This is a genomic window from Kocuria atrinae, assembly GCF_039531425.1.
GTDB lineage: Bacteria > Actinomycetota > Actinomycetes > Actinomycetales > Micrococcaceae > Kocuria > Kocuria atrinae.
This window is the reverse complement of sequence record NZ_BAAAQA010000015.1, coordinates 393295-411445: the sequence shown is the minus strand read 5'-3', so window position 1 is coordinate 411445 and position 18151 is coordinate 393295. Positions and strand designations below refer to the sequence as shown.

Annotated in this window: 16 protein-coding genes; 8 read left to right on the top strand and 8 right to left on the bottom strand. The window is 65.2% G+C overall.

The genetic code is table 11. From position 1 onward, the window contains the following. Window positions 1-81 precede the first annotated feature (81 nt). The 4 genes from ABD283_RS08385 (at window position 82) to ABD283_RS08370 (ending at window position 7268) form a co-directional block, all read left to right on the top strand. Entirely contained in the window at window positions 82-504 is a 423-nt protein-coding gene (locus tag ABD283_RS08385; RefSeq protein WP_344224516.1) for a hypothetical protein, read from the top strand. A 110-nt stretch (window positions 505-614) separates the two neighbouring features. Continuing rightward, a complete protein-coding gene (locus tag ABD283_RS08380) occupies window positions 615-1550 on the top strand; it encodes an alpha/beta hydrolase family protein (protein ID WP_344224515.1) in 936 nt (311 codons plus the stop codon). A gap of 253 nt (window positions 1551-1803) precedes the next feature. Then, window positions 1804-5871 (top strand): Pls/PosA family non-ribosomal peptide synthetase, encoded by a 4068-nt coding sequence (locus tag ABD283_RS08375; protein ID WP_344224514.1) that lies wholly within the window; start codon window positions 1804-1806, stop codon window positions 5869-5871. Beyond that, window positions 5868-7268, top strand: coding sequence for a heparan-alpha-glucosaminide N-acetyltransferase domain-containing protein (locus ABD283_RS08370; protein ID WP_344224513.1), 1401 nt, complete (start codon window positions 5868-5870; stop codon window positions 7266-7268). The genes ABD283_RS08375 and ABD283_RS08370 overlap by 4 nt, the downstream gene beginning before the upstream one ends. Here ABD283_RS08370 and ABD283_RS08365 read toward each other — a convergent pair. The 3 genes from ABD283_RS08365 to ABD283_RS08355 form a co-directional block, all read right to left on the bottom strand. Then, window positions 7265-8038 (bottom strand): 4'-phosphopantetheinyl transferase family protein, encoded by a 774-nt coding sequence (locus tag ABD283_RS08365; protein WP_344224512.1) that lies wholly within the window; start codon window positions 8036-8038, stop codon window positions 7265-7267. The genes ABD283_RS08370 and ABD283_RS08365 overlap by 4 nt on opposite strands. Beyond that, window positions 8031-8795 carry a thioesterase II family protein gene (locus ABD283_RS08360; RefSeq protein WP_344224511.1) on the bottom strand — a complete coding sequence of 255 codons (765 nt, stop codon included), beginning with the start codon at window positions 8793-8795 and terminating at the stop codon, window positions 8031-8033. Before ABD283_RS08360 ends, ABD283_RS08365 begins: the two co-directional genes overlap by 8 nt. A gap of 97 nt (window positions 8796-8892) precedes the next feature. After that, the gene (locus tag ABD283_RS08355; RefSeq protein ID WP_344224510.1) at window positions 8893-9984 is read right to left on the bottom strand and encodes a carboxylate-amine ligase; all 1092 of its coding nucleotides are present in this window, start codon (window positions 9982-9984) and stop codon (window positions 8893-8895) included. Between the two features lie 212 nt (window positions 9985-10196). Here ABD283_RS08355 and ABD283_RS08350 point away from each other — a divergent pair, with 212 nt between their 5' ends. The 4 genes from ABD283_RS08350 to ribA all read left to right on the top strand — a co-directional run bounded on the left by ABD283_RS08350 (window position 10197) and on the right by ribA (window position 13656). Continuing rightward, window positions 10197-10745 (top strand): CDP-alcohol phosphatidyltransferase family protein, encoded by a 549-nt coding sequence (locus tag ABD283_RS08350; protein WP_344224509.1) that lies wholly within the window; start codon window positions 10197-10199, stop codon window positions 10743-10745. A gap of 72 nt (window positions 10746-10817) precedes the next feature. After that, a complete protein-coding gene (locus ABD283_RS08345; RefSeq protein WP_193554284.1) occupies window positions 10818-11180 on the top strand; it encodes a DsrE family protein in 363 nt (120 codons plus the stop codon). 245 nt (window positions 11181-11425) lie between these two features. Next, window positions 11426-12145 (top strand): CDP-alcohol phosphatidyltransferase family protein, encoded by a 720-nt coding sequence (locus ABD283_RS08340; RefSeq protein WP_344224508.1) that lies wholly within the window; start codon window positions 11426-11428, stop codon window positions 12143-12145. 77 nt (window positions 12146-12222) lie between these two features. Beyond that, window positions 12223-13656: a GTP cyclohydrolase II gene (ribA, locus tag ABD283_RS08335; protein ID WP_344224507.1), complete on the top strand. Its 1434-nt coding sequence runs from the start codon at window positions 12223-12225 to the stop codon at window positions 13654-13656. A gap of 5 nt (window positions 13657-13661) precedes the next feature. On the opposite strand, the gene ABD283_RS08330 is transcribed toward ribA, so the two are convergent. Genes ABD283_RS08330 through ABD283_RS08310 form a run of 5 tightly spaced genes read right to left on the bottom strand, consistent with a single transcriptional unit; the run spans window position 13662 to window position 17861 of the window. Beyond that, window positions 13662-14606 (bottom strand): lysylphosphatidylglycerol synthase transmembrane domain-containing protein, encoded by a 945-nt coding sequence (locus tag ABD283_RS08330; RefSeq protein ID WP_344224506.1) that lies wholly within the window; start codon window positions 14604-14606, stop codon window positions 13662-13664. After that, window positions 14587-15429: a class I SAM-dependent methyltransferase gene (locus ABD283_RS08325; protein ID WP_344224505.1), complete on the bottom strand. Its 843-nt coding sequence runs from the start codon at window positions 15427-15429 to the stop codon at window positions 14587-14589. Before ABD283_RS08325 ends, ABD283_RS08330 begins: the two co-directional genes overlap by 20 nt. After that, the gene (locus ABD283_RS08320) at window positions 15426-16445 is read right to left on the bottom strand and encodes a glycosyltransferase family 4 protein (RefSeq protein WP_344224504.1); all 1020 of its coding nucleotides are present in this window, start codon (window positions 16443-16445) and stop codon (window positions 15426-15428) included. The genes ABD283_RS08325 and ABD283_RS08320 overlap by 4 nt, the downstream gene beginning before the upstream one ends. Then, window positions 16442-16825: a 6-pyruvoyl trahydropterin synthase family protein gene (locus ABD283_RS08315; protein WP_344224503.1), complete on the bottom strand. Its 384-nt coding sequence runs from the start codon at window positions 16823-16825 to the stop codon at window positions 16442-16444. The genes ABD283_RS08320 and ABD283_RS08315 overlap by 4 nt, the downstream gene beginning before the upstream one ends. A 58-nt stretch (window positions 16826-16883) precedes the next feature. Beyond that, window positions 16884-17861 carry a zinc-dependent alcohol dehydrogenase gene (locus ABD283_RS08310; protein WP_344224502.1) on the bottom strand — a complete coding sequence of 326 codons (978 nt, stop codon included), beginning with the start codon at window positions 17859-17861 and terminating at the stop codon, window positions 16884-16886. Between the last annotated feature and the right edge of the window lie 290 nt (window positions 17862-18151).

Sequence of the window (18151 nt, the reverse complement as noted above, 5' to 3'; positions counted from 1 at the left end):
GGACGGTTCGAAAGAACCACTCACTAATGAGAACCGCCGGACCCCACACACCGTTTAACGGACAGACCCACCATTGGCGGTGTGCTCACCGTTCTCGGCGGATTCGGCCACGCCGTCTTCAGCGGCGCCGAGATGGCCCGTCAAGCAATGGCCACCGATCCTGACGCCAACGCTGCTGCCGCCGGTCAGCTGCAGTCCTTCCCACCACTCATGCCCTTCATGATGATCGGTCTGATCGGTACGGTGGTGGGACTGGTACTGCTAGGTATTGCTCATCTTCGGTCTGGCGCGGCACCGAGATGGACCGGCCCCGTGCTGCTCGCGTTCGTGTTTGTCGAGTTCGTCGGCAGCAACTTCACGCAATGGGCGACCTATCTGTCCGGTCTGCTCCTACTGGGTGCGCGCGGTGGTCTGGTGACGGGTTTGATGCGCGATGCGCGCCCGTTGCCGGCGCACGAGGACCGAATCCCGACCGATGTCACCGTGGGGCAGGTGATTCCCTAGCCCGACTGAATATCGAGAAATGCCCTGCCTGATGGTGGGGCATTTCTGTTTTAACCAATCATGCTGCGTCAGGTTCGGCGCACGTGCAATGACACCGATAGAATCGGCCCATGCCGACCCGACATTCGGGGGACGGCTCCCTGTCCATCACGGCTCGCGTGTCGCTCGGCGCTGCGTTGGTGCTGGCAACGGGGACTGCTCTTTCCCCCCTCATATTCCCCCTCGATTCAGATGAAGAATCCACAGCTGTCAGCTGCACGACCTACGGTCTTGCGGCCGATGACCCGCGCGCTGAACCCGCTCAAATCATTGATGCCAGCTACCGCGCCGGAAGCACCTACTCCGCTGCCGGAGACCTGGGGGAAATGGCTCAGACCTACCATCACAACGGTCTCACCGGCCAGTATCACGTGATCGACGGCGGCGTGAACACGAACGAACCCGTTGGCCTGGTCATGCATCTGCACGGCGACGGCGCTCGGGAGTACCACGATCCCAGTGGCCGCACCACCTGTCTGGCGGCCGTGGCTGCTTCCCACAACGCCCTACTGGTCGTCCCGCGTACACCCGACCGGGCCCAGGACCCCACATGGTGGGAAAATCTCGACGGCAACCGCGATTGGCTCACCTCACTCGTGAACGACCAGATCCTTCAGGAGTACCCGATCGATCGGGACCGAATCACGTGGATGGGTTATTCCGGCGGTGCGGAGATGCTCAGCTACGGAATCCTCGCCGGGCCCCGGGACCTGGTCACCGCGGGAGCCGCAATGGTCGGTGGCGGAGGGGCCCCCGAGGCGCTCGACACGGTTGCCACCGAGTCTCAAATGGCGAGCATGCCTCTGTGGTGGATCACGGGAGAGGAAGACGATGGCTCCACCGAGTCCGCACCTTTCGATGCCGTGAGCGCCGCCGTGGCCGGTGCCGATTTCTACGACGATGAGGGCTTCCAGGACGTTGATCTGGAGCTGTTGGCCGGTCACGACCACTATGACATGCCAGATGCGAAGATTCTGGACGACTTGATGAAGTCCGCCGCTCGCTGAGATCCCGTCTCGCCTACTGAATCGTTTTTCACGCAAATTGTCCTCTGACTTGGGAGGATGTACGGTTAACGCACAAAATACACAGCAGGGGGATGCTGTCATTTCACACGCGCGTTGGTGTGACGCGCACTCCGGACCAGTCGGGGGACTGAGCCGGGTAAATCTCACACGGCCACACTCATCATCGTCGTGAATCGACGGTGTTCGGCTACCCCTGTGTCCAATGGTTATCCGTTTGGGGGAAGCCTTGTCCGTGGAAAACCACCAGAGGATTCACAACAGAACAACGAGAGCTATCGCCGAGGATCGCGCCGTCTACCCGGTGGAGCAACCGCCGGCGGCACGCACCCTGGTAGACATCGTGCTCGACACCGTGTCGCAGTACCCGGATGCCATCGCCCTGGAAGATGAACAGCAGCGGGTCGCCTACGGTGAGCTCGAAGACCTGATCGAAACTCATGTTCAGCGGCTGTGGGACCTCGGGGTGGGCCGCGGGGACCGCGTCGGAATCCGCGTACCTTCCGGAAGTATCGATCTTTACGTCGCCATTCTGGCCACGCTGTTTGCGGGCGCCGCCTACGTTCCGGTGGACTGGGACGATCCCGATGAACGCGCGCACACCGTATGGGAAGAAGCCGGCGTCGCGGCAATTTTCGGACGCAATCTGGATCTCACGCGCGTCGACCAGGTGAGGACCTCCGAGGACATCGGGTCGCCCCGCACTCATGACGACGCATGGATCATCTTCACCTCGGGTTCCACCGGCAAGCCCAAGGGCGTGGCTATCACGCACCGTTCGGCCGCTGCTCTCGTGGACGCGGAGGCGCTGATGTATCTGCAGCGCCGGCCGCTGGGACCGGGGGACCGTGTGATGGCGGGGCTGTCCGTGGCCTTCGACGCGTCCTGTGAGGAAATGTGGCTCGCTTGGCGCCACGGCGCCACTCTGGTTCCCGCGCCGCGGGACATCGTGCGCTCCGGGCCGGATCTGGGCCGGTGGATCGTGGAACATCACATCACCGCGGTCTCCACCGTGCCCACGTTGGCTTCACTGTGGCCGCGAGAAGCCTTGGACACCGTGCGACTGCTGATATTCGGTGGTGAGGCATGTCCCCTGGAACTTACCAAGCACCTGGTCCGCCCGGGCCGTGAAGTGTGGAACACCTATGGACCGACCGAAACCACGGTCATTGCCTCCGGTGCCATTTTGACGGGTGAGGATCCCGTGCGCATCGGACTCCCCGTTCCGGGGTGGGAGCTCACCGTGGTGGACTCCGAGGGCCAGCCCGTGGCCTGGGGCGAAACAGGAGAACTAATGGTGGGTGGGGTCGGCCTGGGCCGCTATCTTGACCCCGCCAAGGACGCCGAAATGTATGCTCCGCTGCCGGCACTGGGCTGGGAGCGGGCCTACCGCACCGGCGACGTGGTGCGCGCGGACAAGGAAGGCCTCGTGTTCGCCGGGCGCGCGGACGATCAGGTCAAAGTCTCCGGGCGCCGTCTCGAGCTCGGCGAAATCGATGACCACATGTCTCGAGTCCCCGGTGTGCGGGCGGGTGCATGCGCCGTGCACTCCACCCCGGGCGGCAGCAGCGTGATCGCGGGTTACCTGGTCGCGGAATCGGAAGGTTCCGTGGATCTGGCCCAGGCGCGTGTGTGGTTGTCCGAGCGGCTTCCGGGCCAACTGGTGCCCGCGTTGTGCTTGATGGATGAACTCCCGCTGAAAACGTCCGGCAAGGTGGATCGCAAGGCACTGCCGTGGCCGCTGCCCAATTCGGGAGGTGACGATGAGCCGGACCTTGACCCGGATCTCGTGTGGCTGGCTGAACTGTGGGCGGATCAACTCGGGCCCCTGCCGTTCAGGGCAGACAGCGATTTTTTCGCTTTGGGAGGCAGCTCGGTGGGCGTGGCTCGGCTGGTGTCAGCCCTGCGGCAAACCCACCCGGATACCGAGATCGCCCGGATCTACGCGGACCCCACCCTCCGAGGAATGGCCGACTACCTGGCGACCCTGGAAGCATCCACCGATTCCAAGCGGGATCCCGAACGCATGCCGGGCTGGACCGGGTGGGTGCAGGGAGCCTTCCTGGTGGGCCTGTGCATTCTCAACGGCCTGCGCTACGTCATGGGTTTGCTCATCGTGGTGTGGGTGCTTTCAGTCGTGGTTGACGCCGCCTGGGTTCCCCGACCCCCATTTTGGCCCTTGTTCTTCGGCTGGCTCGTGATGTTCTCGCTGCCCGGCCGGGTCATTCTGGGCGCTGCCGCAGTGCGGGGTCTGAACGCGGGTTTGAAGCCGGGGCACTATCCCCGCGGTGGGTGGACGCACTTGCGGATCTGGGCCGCGGAACGGCTGGTGGTGTTCAACAAGTACGACCTTCTGTTGGGCACTCCGATGGCACGTACACTGCACCGTCTCTTCGGCAACACCGTGGGTCACCGGGCCAGCCTGAACGCTCTGCCGCCCGTGACGGGTCTGGTGACCATTGGCGAGAATGCCTCCCTCGAACAAGAAACGGACATCGCCGGGTACTGGCTGGACGGTGACACCCTGCACGTGGGCGCCATCGAGATCGGAGCGCACGCGCGACTCGGTACGCGCACACTCGTGGACCCCGGAAGCCGCGTGGGCGAAGGGGCCGAAATATCACCGGGTTCCCACGTGAGCGGCACCGTTCCGGACGGCGAGTTGTGGGGCGGCTCGCCCCTGGTACATCTCGGTGTCGCCGGTGAGAGCTGGCCGGAAGTTGCACCGCAGGATGTTCCCGCACTGGGGTCCTGGGGAAAGTTCCAAGCCCACCTGGCCTACTCGGGTGGCGTGGCATTGATTTCGCTGTTGCCGCTGTTGGCTATTATCCCGGGAGCGGTGCTGGCGCTGATCGAGATCATCTTCTTGGAGCGCTACCAGGACGTCTTCTCGTTCCTCGCGCTGTGGGTGCCCGTGTTCACGGTGCTGACCGCCGGCACGTGGCTGTTGCTCGTGGCCGGTTGTATTCGACTCGTGGCAGACATGATCACCCCGGGCTACTTCCCGCACACCGGTAAGGTCGCGTGGGCCACGTGGTTGACGGAGATGTTGTTGCAGCGGACCCTGATCTCCACCTATCCCATCTATGCGTCCTGCGTGACCCCGTGGTTCATGCGCCTGTTGGGCGTTCGGGTCGGCCGCAACGTGGAGATCTCCACCATGGAGTCGATTCCCCACCTCACCTCCTTGAAGGACGGTTCGTTCCTGGCCGACCACTCATTGGTGGCCTCGCACCGTTCGGGTTTCGGGTGGCTCAATGTGGGCACCTCCGTGATCGGCGAGCGCACGTTCGTTGGCAACTCCGCAATCGTGGGTCCGGACCGTGATGTGCCCAACGATGTGCTCGTGGCCGTTCTCAGCTCCGCGCCCTACAAGGCCCCGGCCGGATCCTCCTGGCTCGGGCGCAACGCCGAACCGATTTCGCGGGCCACGGCAGACGCGGACGAGGACGTGACGTTCCAACCGCCACGCCGGCTCAAGGTGGCACGGGCGTTCGTGGAGATGTTCCGCGTGGTGCCGGCCATGGTGTCCGCATGGATCGACCTGCTGATCGTCTTCACTCTGACGAGCATCTACATGGCACACGGGCAAGGTCTGAGCGGTGTGCTCTACACCTTCCTGTGGTCAGGCCCGGTTCTGATCGTTGCCAGCACCCTGGCATGTCTGGTTCCCGTGGTGGTCAAGTGGTCCCTCATGGGACGCTTCCGCGCGGGGGAGCGCCCGCTGTTCAGTTCGTTCGTCTGGCGCAATGAGCTCGCGGATGTCTTCGCGGAGTCGTTGGCCGTGCCGTCACTGGTTCGCCTGAGCATCGGCTCGCCCATGTTCAACATGTGGACCCGACTGATGGGCGCACATATCGGTCGCAGCGTGTGGTGCGAGACCTGGTGGTTGCCGGAGTTCGATCTGGTAACGCTCGAGGATCACGTATCCGTGAACCGCGGCACCGTGCTTCAGACCCACCTGTTTCACGATCGCATCATGCGCCTGGAACCCGTCACCATGCAGCGCGGCTCCACGCTGGGTCCCAACAGCTTTGTGCTACCTGGGGCCACGATCGAACAGCGCTCCACTGTGGGCCCGGGATCGTTGGTCATGCGCCAGGAAACGGTTCCCTCGGACGGTAACTGGGGTGGCAATCCCATCCAGCACTTGGAACCGGGGGACCAGGCGATCAGCTCTGATCTCCGCCCGGGCCCGCCCGTGGCGAATCGCCCGGCGCCGATCTCTTCCGATCCGTCCATGCGCCCCGCCCCGTGGGCAGTCGCGGAGAATGACATGTACACCCAGGAGGCCATGAAGTGAGCGAGCAATCGACGAAAGTTGTGGTCGAGGGGTACCTGCCCCCGGGGCACCGCCCCGCGCCGGGACCCCGGCCTGAACGCGAAGTCTGGACCGGTGAGGATCGTGAACAAGCGCAACCGGTCACGGAAAGCGAATTGTGGACGGCTCAGACTCCGATCGTGACCGCTCCGCCTCGCACGGCAGCACCACCACCGCGCCAGGGCGCCGTGGTTCGCAATCTGCCCAGCGCGGACGGCCGCCGCACCCGGCGTCGAATTGCCGGGGTGGACGTCACCCGCGGGTTCGCGCTGCTCGGGATGATCGCGGTACACACCTTGCCGGCCAGCGCCGACGCCGCCGGGAACCCAACCTGGACCTGGTCCCTTTTCGGAGGCAACGCGGCCGCCCTGTTCGCGGTGTTGGCGGGTGTCAGTTTGGCGTTCCTCACGGGAGGCCGCACCCCGCGAAGGGGCCGGGACGCCGCCCGGTCACGGGTTTCGCTGGCGGTGCGTGCGCTGCTGTTGTTCGCCGTGGGACTGTCCCTGAATTTCTTGGACATCCCGGCCTACAACATCCTGATCTACTACGGCCTGATGTTCTTGTTGGCCATCCCGTTCACCCTGATGTCCGTCCGGTGGCTGTTGGTCTCTGCCCTCACATTCGCGGTGGCATCACCCTTCCTCATGCAGTGGTCCCTGGAACACATTCCAGCTCACGTGCACGCCAACCCGAACCTGTTCGATCTGGTCAACGAGCCGGCCACGGTACTTGCGGAACTGTTCCTGACCGGCACGTATCCCGCACTGCCGTGGATGACGTTCATTTGCTTGGGCATGGCATTGGGGCGGCTGCCCTTGACCCGTGACCGCATCCAGGTGCTCCTGGTGGTCATCGGCGCGGTCGTGGCGGCGGTGGGTAAGGGCATTTCCCTGCTCATGCTTTACCGCTTCGACCTGGAGTACGCGCTGATCGAGGCGACTCCCTGGATGACCAGCGATGACGTGTGGACCGCGCAGGTTTACGGACCCGACCCTCAGCTGCCGACCACCACGTGGCAGTGGCTACTGCTTTCTGGGCCGCACACCAATACCCCGTTCGCACTGATCGGTGCGGCGGGGCTGGCCATGGTTGCCCTGGGTGGGTTCCTGATCGCCAGCCGCGCTATCGGGCGGTGGTTCACCCCATTGGCGGCGATGGGGTCCATGACACTCACGTTGTACGCGTCCCACTTGGTGTTCCTCACCTTCGTGGAGGTCACACCCATGCCGTGGTTCTGGTACGTCGTGCAGATCGCGGTCGCGGCACTCGTGGCAACCGCTTGGCAGCAGGCGCTGGGCAACGGGCCGCTGGAACGGGTGGTCACGCGCGCTTCAAAGGCGGTCGGCCGGGCGGTTGTGCGGACACCGAAGGAGTCCTAGCGCCCCATGGGGCGGTCGGTCCAAGGCTCGGGACTGCCCAACGGATCCTCGAGCCAGGCAACCGCCGCGTGCAGTTGAGATCCACGCCGGGTGCGCACCCCCGTGACCACCAGTCCGTCGGGATGACGCACCCGGTTTTCTGCGCCCACGTGCACCGTGGAGGGGTCGACGGACAGGCCAGTGCGCCGGGCCTTCAGGAGCGCTTCGACTCGGACCCAGGCATCGGTCACCGCCCGAGCGCGTCGTCGCGCAGGCACCCGGAGCAGGCGGGACTGATCGGAGGGATGGAGGACCCGCAGTAGCGATTCGGACTGCTGGTTGCTCTGTCGCAGTTCGAGGTCCACGCCCACGGGTCGGTTGGCCATCGCGACGGCCACGTACCCTGAGGTACGCGCCAGGGAGAACTGGACTGGATCCCCGGGCTCGAGAGCCTTTACGCCACGGACCCTGGCCGGTCCGGGGGCGCCCGTCGTGGGGTTCCGAGGCAGCTCCACGGCCTCAGGCGGGCAGTCCAAGCGGAGCGCCAGAAGTCGACGTAAGACCACGCGCGAGTTCAGGAATTCCCGGCGCCGGGTTTCCTCACGTAGTTCACGGGCGCGAGCCAGTTCGTCCTCCCCAAGCCACCACGTGGACATTGTGGCCCAGTCATCGATTTCGGCCAGAGCCACGACAAATAGGTCCACGTCCCGCGGGGCGTCCCTCAATCGCCGACGCCGCTTGCTCCAGTCAAGCTCATCGGATCCACCCGTGTGCTCGGTCGCGTCATACACGGTCGGTTGTGGAACCGCTCGCGTCGGGGTCCCGCAACGCGGCGTGCAGTAGTTCGGGCCGTTCGAAGATCGCGTGATGACCGCCTCGCAGGCGAAGGGTGCTCACGGGAGCGGTGGTGAACCGGTTCCAGAGTTCGACGTCCCGCATGGGGGCCGTGGTGTCTCCGTCCGCGGCCACCATCAGCAGGGGAGTGTTCACCAAGGGTGGCTCCCGGTCATGGCCGAGGGATGCGGACAGATCGGCGCGCAACGGGTCCAGCACCATGGAACGCATCCCGGGGTCTTCCAAGAGCTCCGGGGGAGTACCACCCAGCGCTACGAGCCACGCCACGAGTGCGTCTTCATCGTGCAGGGCCGCTGTCAGTTCAGGGCTGGGGTCCGGCGGTGGCACCTTGGCCGAAACAACCAGGCGGCGAATTCTCCCCGGGCGGTGCCGTTCCACGCGGGCCACACATTCAGCCGCCAGCAGCGCGCCGAAGGAGTGCCCCAGGACATCGGTGGGCAGCTCGTCAGCGTCCAGCACCGGCAGTAACGCGTCGACGGCTTCGTCCACTATGTCCGCCACGGAAGTAGTGGCCGGTTCTGTCATGCGCGCCTCACGGCCGGGCCGTCTGTGGGCGAGGACCTCGACGTCGTCGGCAGCCAGTGACCGCCCCGATAAGCCGCCCGCGCCCGCGTGGGGGAAAAACACGAGACGGCGTTGCGGGACGCCGCCGGGCGTTACCCAACGGGCCAGAACATTGTTGCGGGTAGCCATGGTGGGTACGCTAGCACCGCCACGCCCGCAACACACCGGTGTCATCGTCGTCTTTTGTGGGGCTGGATCCCGGGTCGTTCCCGAGAACGTATCGAACTCAGCGAGCGGGATGTGCGATCAAGGACGAGGAAGCGCAGGTCAACAAAGCGTTCATGCCACCGTTCTGCATTGCTCGGCGCTGGCGTTCGGCACCGGTCCCCTCTGAGAGAATTCGTTCCAACCCCCGCTGGACCACGGACATATCCTCGGCTCCTTCGAAGTACGGCTGGACCCGTTCCAGAGCGTCCTGGACCAGATCCGCCGCGGGCTTCTGGGTGCCCGAGATCGGATCCATGAGGGAACCGGACAGGCCGAATTTCGCGGACTGCCACACCGCAATCTCCAATACTTCGGGTGGAATCTGCGCCACGGCCGGGACCTCGAGGGACATGCGTGACAGGGCCCGAATGAAGAGGGCAATCACCACGGCGTCGGAGGCTTCGAGCTGCACATCGCACGCCCTGATCTCGATCGTGCCGTGAGCAAAAGAAATGCGGGTCAGCCAGGCCAGGGTGCTGGGGCTCTCGACCACGTCGAAGTGAAGCAGCGTTTTCAAGCGGGCCTGATAATCGGCCAAGTTGTCGAACTGCGGGGGAACGCCGTTGGCCATCCACCGGCGGTAGTGGATGGAACGCCACGAGGCGAATCCACTGTCGGACCCGCGCCACATGGGCGAATTAGCGCCCAAAGCGACCACGAACGGCAGCCACGGGCGTAGACCGTTGAGGATTCGGACCCCGTCCTCGAGGGAATTCAGGCCGATGTGAACGTGCATCCCATTGAGGTACTGATCGGCGGCAATGGCCGGGGTCATTCCCGCCAACTGGTGATAGCGCTCGCCGGGGGTGACTTGAGCGGGAGCCAGGGCAATGTCGGGCGCGGTACCCGTTGCTGCGGCGTCGAAGCCCATGGAACCCGCTACTGTGGCGAGTTCGCGGCGAAAGCTCAGCAGGGAGTTCAGTGCGGTGGTCGCATCACTGAACACGGGGGAGGTGTGTTCGAGTTGGCAGGTGAGCCATTCCGGTGTGGCCTTGCCGCCGCCAGCGGTAATGTCCAGCAGGGTTTCCGCTTGCTGCGGTGCCGGTGTAGCGGGCAACTGGGTCCCGCGGTCGATGAGGAGGAATTCCTCTTCGATACCAAAAGTGGTCACGACTCGAAGCCCCACAATCTCCCGATAGCGGGCTCAACAACGGATGAAGGATTGTCTAATATTCTACCGCCTGGCTATCAGTCCACTGACTAATGCGGCGATCGTGACCTGGTGGGTCTCGACATTCGGGTCGAGGTGGGGCAACGTCGGGAACACCCGGGTCACAATGGCCCCGAGTGTGCACTGTCCACCGGAAGGATCGGTACACGTCGATGAGCATCATCCACCAGCTGCCCAATCTGTTCACGGCCGCTCGACTCGTAGCGACCGTTCCGCTGGTGCGTCGCATCCGTGGTGGGCGGACCGGGCCGGGAACCGCGGTGGGCGTTGGGGTCTGGGCCGCTACAGACTGGATCGACGGCACCTTGGCTCGGCGTATGCACTGGGAATCCACGATCGGCAAGGCACTGGATCCCCTTGCGGACCGTGCGGGGATCTCGGCCATTGCATGGAGCCTCGCGAAGGTGGGGGAGTTGCCTCGGCGCGTTCCCATCACGGTGTTGATCATGGACCTCGCCACCGGCGTGCTGACGTCCAAAGCCGCCTACCGTGGGCGCCTCAAGGTCTCCTACCTGGGAAAGGTCCGGAGCGCAATTTTGTTCGTTGCCATGGTGTCGGCCGCCGCTGGTCCCCGGCGACGGGGCAGGTTGGGGCGGTTTCCGCATGCGCTGGCCGATCTCGGAGCGGTGCTGCACATGGTGGCCGGTGTCAGTTACATCCGTGCGGCACATCTGGGCAATCGCTCGCACCGTCGCCATTGACTCATTATCACAAGGGGTCATACTTGTAAATAGGGATTCATCTCGGGTCCCGGCAGCCCTCTGGAGGGCATCATGACCAAGGCAGCCATCACACTCACGACCGGCCTCGAGGACGCGGAGAAGGTGACGGTGGCTTTCCTGGTCGCCGTCGGTGCCGCAGAATCCGGCCGAGACACACTTATGTTCCTGACCAAAGAATCGGTCCGCTTGGCCGTCACCGGTTTCACCAAGGGCACTGCCTGCGAAGGGTGCCCACCACTGCCCGACCTCATGGATCGTTTCGCCCACGCCGGCGGACACTACATCGCGTGCGGGATCTGCGTGAAAGCCAAGGGCGTTGATCCGGATTCACTCGTCGACAATGCAGAAGTCGCCGGAACCGTCCAACTGTGGGAATGGATCGGAGATGATTGCACTGCCACGTTCAGCTTCTGAGCGGACTGTTCCTGTGGAGTCCCGCCCCGCGATCTGCGGTGCGGGACTCGTCCGTTGAGGGGCACCTACGCTTGATGCATGGGCGCGTGGGAAACCGAAACGGGTGTAGTGAAGCTGCCGGACGGGCGAGTTGTGCGCGGGACTGGAGCGCGGCGTCGTCGACCGGGGGTGGCCACCGACGCCGCCGTGGCATGGGCCCGCGCGCACTATCACCCGCGTGCCGTGGAGACTCGCGCTCAGAAGCGATGGCTCAGGGATGCCGCGAGGTCGGTGCACAGCGGATGAATGGTCTTGATCGACGCCTACTCCTGGCGCTACCGATCCTCACCTCGGCGCTGGTCATCGCCTGGCTGCTGTCTCCCCGCTTCATGGATGGTCTGATCTGTGTCCTCGTGACCGTGATCGGAGCTGCGCGGAGCCTGTTGCGTCGCGATTCATGGACCCGCGCGGACGACCTGACCACGATGCGGCTCGGATTCATCGTGATCGTCACGGCGTTGTTCCTGGCCGATGACGGCCGGGGATTCACCTGGACCGCAGTGGTGCTGGGCGGAGCAGCGCTGGCCATGGACGGTCTGGACGGAAAAATTGCCCGCACCACTGGCGGAACGCGGGCAGGTGCACTGTATGACGAGACTGTGGACGCGCTGTTCATCCTCCTTCTGTCCATTGGTGTCGTTCCCCTGTGGGGGCTGTGGTGCCTGATCCCAGGACTGATGTATTACGCGTTCCACCTGGTGGCAGCCTTCCGCCCGGCGTGGCGGCAGCATCTCCCAAGGTCATTGAGCCGCAGAGTGATCGCCGCAGCCCAGGGCATTCTCCTGCTCGCTGCGGGCACGCCGATTGGGGTGGCTTTTCCGCCGTTCGGGGTGCTGTGCGTGGCCGCCGCAGTGGTGTCGGTGCTGTATTCCTTCGGTCGGGATGTTCTGTGGCTGGAACGCCGAGGCGCCGGCTCCGGTGACTGAGTCGAACTACGACACAACCGCGCCCGGGACATATCCCGTGGCCGGTCCAGCAGCGTGCTGACCATAGACTGGAACGCATGCATCAGCCAGAACAGGATCACGCACTTCTCCTCGAGTCCCGGACCGTGTTGCCGACCGATCACGGCGTCTTCGCCACGTGCGCCTACACATTTGGTGACGTCACGCACGTGGCCATGCTGATGGGCGAACCGGCTCAGGCGGAGGCTCCGATCGTGCGCATGCACAGCGAATGCCTCACCGGGGACACCCTTGGTTCTCACCGTTGCGACTGCGGTGATCAGTTGGAGGCCGCGTTGCAAGCCATCGCCGCAGAGGGCACCGGCATCCTGTTGTACCTGCGCGGTCATGAGGGCCGCGGGATCGGACTCGCCGCCAAGCTGCGCGCCTACGCACTGCAGGACCAGGGGATGGACACCGTGGACGCCAACCGTGCACTGGGGCTCCCGGATGACGCTCGGGATTACACCGCGGCCGCGGAAATGCTCCGAGATCTGGGGTGTTCGACCGTTCGGCTGTTGTCCTCCAACCCGGCCAAGGCGGAGGCGTTGACCAGCCTGGGGATCACGGTGGCGGATCGGGTGGTACTCCCGGTCGTGGACCGACCCGAGAACTCTCATTACTTGCAGACCAAGCGCCAGCGTATGCGTCACGATCCGCTGGCCGGCCGGGTGTCCGTGGAGGAAGACACCTTCCCCGTGTATCGAACGCTGGCCTCCAATTCGGAGGTCGTGGCGCAGTTGGCCCAGAGCGCTGACGGTTTTATTGCAGCTCGCGGCGGGGACGCGGAGTTCGTCTCCGGCGAGGCCGACCGCACCCACCTACATCATTTACGCGCAGCGGTGGACGCGGTGCTGGTGGGGGCCACCACGGTCACCCGAGACGACCCGCAGCTCACGGTCAGGGCGGTGCAGGGGGAGAACCCGGTGCGTGTTCTGCTGGATCCGCGCGCACGGATTCCCGTGGCGAGCCGGGTCCTGCAGTCCGCAGATGCGCGCACGCTGTGGTTGGTCGGCCAGGACACCGAGGTCCCCTCCGGATGTGGTGAGCATGTTGAGATCGTGCGCCTTCCCGCGAGCGCGGCCGGTAGTTCGGCCGGGGCCGACGGCGCCGCGGGCACCTCCATAGAGCCGGCTGCGGTTCTGCGCGTGGTTCGGGAGCACATTAGTGGTTCCATCCTGGTCGAGGGCGGCGGCAAGTCGGTCTCCGCGTTCCTCTCCGCGGGTCTGCTGGATCGGCTGTTCCTCACCGTGGCACCCGTGTTGATCGGGGACGGGGTCCCCGGAGTGCGCTTCGAAGGGTCGAAGGTCATGGGTGAGGCGCTGCGTGCGCCGTTCCGCCGGTACACGTTCGAGGAGGATGTCTGTACCGAGTTCGTGCTCAGCCAAGCGGCCAGGGATCACGACGCCGCTCAGATTGCCGGGCAATCCGCCGCGCAGGCTGTCGGGCACGCAACGGTGCAGAACACGGGCCAGGAATTCGATGCCCGGTAACCGGATTAGGCCTGTCGCTCCTCGTCTACCGGGGTCTGCGCGTTCTGGTCTCGTTCTGCCTCGGCCTTCGTCGAGCCCTGTTGTACCGCACGGCGCCGGGCGCCCCAGGTCAGAACCGCGGCGCCGGGGAGGGTGGACACTACCGCGAGTAACCCATAGCCGGTGGCCGCGGTGACGGCCTGCTCTGCGGGAACGCCCATGGCCGGAGCCAGCGCGCCGACCGAGAATTCTCGAACGCCCCAGCCTCCCACTCCCACCGGCAGGCTCATGGACGCCAACCCCACGGTCGCGACCGGCGCATGAAGGGGCCCGCTCAACTGGGCCATCGCCAGGAGGAACAGGGCAATGAGAGTGAGTACGCTCAGCGCGGAGGTGCCCCACACAATGACCTGGCGAGGTGCGGGCAGTTCGCGCAAGCAAACGATTGCCGCCGCCAGGAACACCACGGCGGCTACCGCCGCGACGATCACCACCGGCCACTGCGCTTCACCCCGTTCCGCACTCACTCCCAGCACGAGTGCGGTAGCGATGAACAGACATGCGGTGGCGCTGAGCCGTTCAGCACCGACGGCCAGCAGCGGAGACCACCAGTGCTGCCGCCCCCGGTGGCGGTAGACGGCCACTCGTGCGGCGTCCCCGCCCAGACCTCCCGGCAGAATCATGTTGCCGAAAGCGGAGGCATAGCAGTCGCCCCATGCCCGGCGGAAGCTGAGATCAATCCGCTGCTCGGCGGCCAGTATCTTCCAGCGAATCGCCTGTGTCAGCGCCACGATCAGACCCGCCAGCAGTGCAGCGAATACGGTCAGCGGAGTCAACACCTGGCCCCCTGCCACCAGGGCCTGAAGACCGACCACGCGGGCCGTCAACCAGAGCAGGACGAGGGTGGCCGCCACCATGGCGGTGCGTCGGAGCCAGAGTTTCTTCACGGGGTCAGCAGTCGTGGCGGGCATCCACCAGAACATCGCAGTGGTCCACGGTGACGGTCAGGTGCTCGGCGGCCTGCTGGTTGCGGGTCTTGAGCCAGTCAAGGGCGTCATCTTCCAGTTCGGGAGAGGCCTCGATGGCGGCGGCTACCCGTTCGGTCAGGAACCTCCGTGTGAACTCCGCATCACGGGGTGAGATCAGGTGCCACGGACTGTTGCCGTGCGTGGCTCGGACTCCGTGGTCTCGAGCGGCCCGCAGCATCGTCTGGCCCCCTTCCGCGCCAAGTTTGCCGTCCTGTCGCTGGTGCTCGGCAAATGCTTGGGCGAGTCCGTTGTCCCTGGGATCCGCCGGTTCCAGGTGCCAGTCCGCAGTGATGCTCAGCAGGAACAGCCCCAGCCCCTGGTATGTGGTCAGGGTCTTGAGAATGGCTTCTACATCGTCCTGGGTGAGTACGTCCACCACCGCACTGCAGGTCAACAACAGCGTGCCCGGGGCAGGATGGACGGGGAGGTAGTCGCCCAGGGCCGTGGGCAGGTCCGACAGATGCGTGACCATGGTGTCCGCGTCCGCCACGTGTTGGCTCGCGATCTCCAGCGACGGCTCGTGGGCGTCCACGAGCAGCCACTGGATGTGCCGATCGGGCAACCGCGGGGTCAGATGGTGCCGGAACCACGCCGCTGATTTACCGGTGCCGGCGCCCAGATCCACAACGGTCAGAGGCGCCTGCCCCGTGGGGTCAGCATCCAGCAGAGCCTGCGCGGCATGGTCCAAAAGGGGCAGGGACTGTCGTCGAGCGGCGTCGTCCAAAGGAACGCGAGCCTCGAGCCAATCCTGGGCGGCGCCGATCATTCCGGGTTCCTCTCGCTCGATGTTTTGGGGTGAGGGAAAGCGCCGCACGAAGACACAGCGTCCAGGAGCGCGCTCGCGGTGTCCTCCCAGCTGCGCAGGCCGGGCCGGAGCCTTGCGGCGTCGTCGCGAAGGCGGACCCGATACTCAGTATCTGTCAGCCAACGCGTGAGTGCCGACACCCACTGCTCTTCCACCAACGGCAGGGCCTGGCCAGCTCCGAGCGCCTCTTCGGCTCCCGTGCTGGCGCTGACCAAGGCAGGGATTGCGGCAGAGGCGGCTTCCGTGACGACCATCCCATAGGCCTCGCGATGGGAGGGCAACAGCAGGAGATCCGACGCGGCCAAAAGATCGTCAACGTCCTGCGGGTCGAGTTCGCCGGCCAACGTCACGCTCTGCAGCGGCAATGTGCGACACGCGCGGTGCAACCTGGCGCCGTACTCCGGATCGGTCGGGGGACCGGCAAACGTGCAGTGCCACCCGTCCACACCCGTCTCCGCGAGCGCGGCCAGCACGCGCACGAGGAACAGCTGATTCTTGTTCTCTTCAATGGCACCCACGCACACCAGGTGGGCGCCGGTCTCGGTGCCCGCTGCAGGCTGTCGCTTCTTCACGCCCGGCGCGGCCACGATCGCGTCCAGACCGTACAAGCTACGCACCTGATCAGCGGCATGCCGGCTGGTGGTGACGACGCCGCTCGCGGCCATCAGATTCGCCCGCTCGCGTTCCTGCGCAGCCGGGTTGGCCAAGGCCAGGGGCGCGTGCACGAGCTGAATGACCGGCACGGTCAGGTCGAGCGGATCACTCAGGGAGCAACCGATCAGACCGTCCACGATGACCGGCTCATCGAACTGCGCAGCGAGGTGACGCAGAGCGGCGTCATCCTGGGCGGACGGATCCGGCCACGCCCCGGGAAGGGACTGGCGCGTGATGGCACCGCCCACGGCGTCGGCCACGAACCGGTTGTAGCGCAGCCCCCCGCTGACGCGTCCGAGATCCGGCTCGATCAGTATGGTCACGGGCGTCCGGGGACTGTGTAGGCGACCTTGGCGCGGGGATTCTCGGTGAGGGTCACGGTGATTCCGACATCCGGTTGATCGCTCAGGGAGTCCGCGAGCCGCTGACCGATGTAGTGCGCGGTCGCCTCGGTGGTGGAGAGCTTGCCCTTGAAATCGGGGTGTTCGTCCAGGTTGGCGTAGCGCAGCGGGGAGAGAGCGTCATCGAGCATGTCCATGGCCTGACCGATGTCCAGGACCACCGCGTGCTCGTCCAATTCAGCGCGGCTGAACGTGGCCTCAACGGTGAGGGTGGCGCCGTGCATACCCTGTGCCGGGCCGAAGAACTCGTCGGGCAGGCTGTGGGCGATCATCACGTGATCGTTGACGGTGAGGCTGTACATGGTTCTCCTGCTCGGGTGGGTGGCGATGGTTTGTGGATGGGGCTCTGGAACGGGCCGGTCAGTAGGTCAGGACGTGGCAGAGGGTGGAGCGAGCCAGGTCGGTGTCCCCGGTGATTGCGTTCATCACCTCGGGCAGGTCTTGGCGGGGTGATTCGCCAGTCAGTAGCGCGTCGAAACGTTCATCGCGCAGCGTGCGCAGCGCGGTTTGTAGTCTCTCTGAGCGGGTGCGCCGGGCCCGACGTCCCTCCGCTACCTGGCCCACCTGGCTGGCCACGATCGACAGCCGACGGGCATGGAAATCTGCACCCAACGGAACGGCGGGCGCGCGGGAACCGAACCACGAGGCCTCCACGACCGTGCCGTCGTCACCGGTGATCTCCAGTGCACGGGCCAAACCGGGTTCGGTGCCGGAGGTATGAATAACGATGTCGTTGTCCGGGGACGCCTCGTCCGGATCCACGGCGGTGAGGCCAAGGGACATCAGCAGCCTGCGGCGCTCCGGGTTGGTTTCCAGAACTTCGAGGCGGTCCAATGTCATTCCGGAGGCGAGCAGCGCGGTGGCCGTGCCGATCATGCCGGCTCCGATGATGGCGACCCGGTCCGCAATGCGCGGGGGCTCCTGCCAGAGAATGTTCAGCCCGGTCTCGGCCGCGCCGGCGAGCAGCGCGCGGTGGTCGGGGACGTCGTCGGGAATGCGCTGGACGTCCTCCGCCGTGACCACGTGGTGGGTGTGGTGAGGCAGCAGGCCGAATACTCGAGCACCGCGCCATTCGTCGGGCCCCTCATCGACCACGCCCACACCCAGATATCCGTAGGACACGGGGAACGGGAAATCTCCCAGCTGCTGTGGCGCTCGCATCAGATGCGCGATGGCCTGCGGAACCCTGCCCGTGTGAACCAATGTTTCGGTACCACGAGAAACGGCGGTTGCTACTGTGCGAACTCGCAGCTCACCCGCGGCGATGTCAGCGTGGGGTTCGGGCACCTCCCGCCACGCGCTCGTGCCTGCCGATTCCGTCCAGTACTGCCAGCCCATGGATTCCACCCTATCTTTAGGAGGGCGGACTCCCATCCCGTGTGAAGGTGCGTTGGGCCGCGGCGAGGCCGACCTATACCAGCGCCGTGTGACGTGGAAAAATACTGAAGTTCGTTACTCACAAGTAAGTTGAAGAGTTTGCCCAGGCACACGGAGGCCCTCCCTCAAGCGTCACCAACAATGGGGTAGCGTGACCAGGGTCCAGTCCGGAATGATTGCTTTTGAATACTTTGGGTTGAAGATCTGAGCAGTCTCAGTGACATGGCGCATAACTACATGGGTTGAAAGTT